Annotated in this window: 2 protein-coding genes; both read right to left on the bottom strand. The window is 71.7% G+C overall.

Going from position 1 to position 2,720, the window contains the following annotated elements; genetic code table 11:
* The coding region (locus tag LN042_RS36635; RefSeq protein WP_230055795.1) for a DEAD/DEAH box helicase at positions 1 to 2,108 on the bottom strand (2,108 nt) is incomplete at its 3' end.
* A gap of 74 nt (positions 2,109 to 2,182) precedes the next feature.
* Positions 2,183 to 2,440, bottom strand: coding sequence for a hypothetical protein (locus LN042_RS36630; protein WP_230055794.1), 258 nt, complete (start codon positions 2,438 to 2,440; stop codon positions 2,183 to 2,185).
* Positions 2,441 to 2,720 lie beyond the last annotated feature (280 nt).

The following is a 2,720-nucleotide window of genomic DNA, read 5'->3' as shown; positions in this document are numbered from 1 at the left end:
TCGCCCTGGACGACGACGCTGCCCGGCTCGGCATCGGCGAGCGTGCCGCCGTCCTTGACGTGGCGCCAGGCCAGGGCGAAGCAGCGCTGCCACTCCACCGACCAGGCCGGGCACCACGCCGGGTCGATCGCGTCCAGTGCGGCCTTGCGATCGGCGGTCAGTGCCCCTGTCCAGTCCAAGCCCTGCTCGCCGGCCTCGGCCCGGCGCTCCAACGCTTCGGTGCGCCGCTGCGCGGTGCGCAGGTTTTTCATGATGGTCCCGACCGGGCGCCCGCCCCAGACCGCCTCGGCTGGCGGGCAGGCGTGCCCGTGCTCGGCCGCGTACCCGGCGACCGCGGTGAGGTTGTCGGTGAAGGCGGTGTCGAACGCCGACCACACCATCCCGAGCTCGTCCAGCTCCTTGACGCGCTCCGGGTCCAGGACGTCGGCGGCCTTGTAGCGGCGCTGGTCGGCCACCCACACCCCCAGCCGGTGCCCGGACGGCGCGACGTAGGCGTAGGGCACCTTCACGTCGCCGAACGTCTCCCGGTAGGCGAGCAGCTCCTCCAGGCCCCGCCGGAACTCCGCCCGCTCCGGCTCCAGCACCCGGGTGCGGATGAACGCGGCGATCAGGGCGGGGTCGCGCTGGGTGGAGAACTGGAGCAGCTGCGCCTCCCCGCCGGCGGAGCGGCGCTCCTCGGGTTCTCCGGCGTGCTTCGGCTCGCGCGGGGGGCGGGTCTGGGACTGCGGCATGGCCAGGCGCTCGACGGCGGCCGCGTCGTGCGCCCGCAGCGCCATGAGCAGCTTGGACAGCCCGTCGTAGGCCCGGGAGGTGAGCAGCTGGTCGCCGTTCTCCCCGGCGCCCAGCAGCACCGGCACGACGATCGTGGCGACCTTGCCGCTGCCCGGGTGCATCCGCAGGGCCCGGCCGACGGCCTGGACCAGGTCGACCATGGAGCCGCGTACGTCGGCGAAGTAGACGGCGTCGCAGTCGAAGGTGTCCACGCCCTCGCTCAGCACCTTGACCGAGGCCAGGATGTACCGCAGCAGCCGCCAGCCGTCATCCCTGACCAGCGACGCGAAGGTGCCCAGCACGGCCCGGCGTTCGGCCGGCGTGTGCTCGGCCTCCAGCCACGTCGTGCCGACCAGCGCCGGGTCCGGGTGCAGGGCGGGGTCCTGCTCCCACAGCACCCGGGCGACGTCCGGCAGGCCGGTGCTCAGCGCCCGGGCCTCGGCCACCATGTGGTGGAAGCTCAGCACCCGCGACAGGTCCCACTCCGCACAGGCGGTCAGCAGCGCGGTCTGCAGGGCCGCCAGCCGCGCTCCCCGGTACTCCACCGACGCCTCGTGCGCACCGCGCTGCTCCAGGCCCTGGAGCACGGGATCGGAGACGTCCACGCACAGGATGCGGTACGGGGCGATCACGCCGTCGGAGATCGCGGTTCCGAGGGGGTAGTCGTGGGCGACGGGCCCGAACAGCGCCTCGTCGTCCATGCTTGCGATCAGTTCGGCCGACTCGATCCCGGCCGCCGCTGCCCGCAGTCGATCCGTCTCCTTGATCGCCCACAGGCGAGGGGTGGCCGTCATGAACAGCCGCCGGTCACAGGGCACCTTGGTGTTGTCCAGGATCGCCGCCCACGGCCGACCAGCCTGACCACTGACCCGGTGAGCCTCGTCCACCACCGCCAGCGAGAACGCCGGCAGCCCCAGCTGGTGCGCCTTCTCCAGGTGGCCCAGGCCCAGCGAGGCGTAGGTGGCGAACACCGTGACCTGCCCGGCCTCGGCCGTCCACTTCACCAGCTCCGCCGGATCGGTGGTGCACCGCAGGCCCGCCGGCTGCTCGTTGCCCACCAGCGAGCAGAGCCCGACCATCAGCCCGCCGTGCCCCTCCCGCTGCCAGACCCCGACCGTCTGCTCCAGCAGCGGCAGCGAGGGCACGATCACCAGCGTCCGCTCCGAGCGGAGCCGTCCGGCGACGTGCACGGCCGTCAGCGACTTGCCCGAGCCCGTCGCCGCCCGGATCTGGCACCGCAGCCCCTCCGGCGGCACGAGACCCGACGCCGGAGGCGTCAGAAGTCGTACTGCCGCGTCGCACGCTTCTTCCTGGTGCGGGCGCAATTTCTTCGTCATGACGTGGATTTCCCTTTCCCGGAATTCGAGCGACGCAGAGATAAACCAGACCCAAGCCTTTTGAACGGTCCCAGCTATTCAGGGAACCCCAGGACGTGATCCCAGCGGAGCCTGGCTTTGCGCAGGTCGGTCCACGCCGCGCCCCAGTGCCGCGAGCTCCGCCCCTGGGTGCGGAGCAGCAGCATCAGGGCCACTATCCGGGCCTCCAGCACGTCCAGCTCCGCTTCCTGTTCGGCCGTCAGCGCCGAGACACCTCCCTCGGGGGCGCCATCACCAGGCGCGTGGACCTGGTTATCCTGGCTGTCCGTCACGCTTTCCTCCGCGTTCTCCAACGCCGATTCCAAGAGCGATCGGCGACACCAGATCGAGGCGGCAGACCCGGGAGGTTCGCCGGTTCGGAGCCCTTCTCCCAAACCAGAGTCTAGCGGGTTGCTGTCTTTGATGCACAAGAACGGGCGAAGCCCGCCCCTGTACCACCCCAACGAGTGACCCCCACCCCATGACCACCCATCACCTCTCCACCTCCCAAGGCGCGAAGCGCCCCCACCCACCACCCCCAGCCAGCCCGGGCGAAGTCCGGGCCGGCGGGGTGAAACGGTGGGCGTCGATGGC

This window comes from Kitasatospora humi (assembly GCF_020907985.1).
In the GTDB taxonomy this organism is placed as follows: Bacteria; Actinomycetota; Actinomycetes; order Streptomycetales; family Streptomycetaceae; genus Kitasatospora; species Kitasatospora humi.
This window is presented reverse-complemented; position numbering and strand designations above follow the sequence as displayed.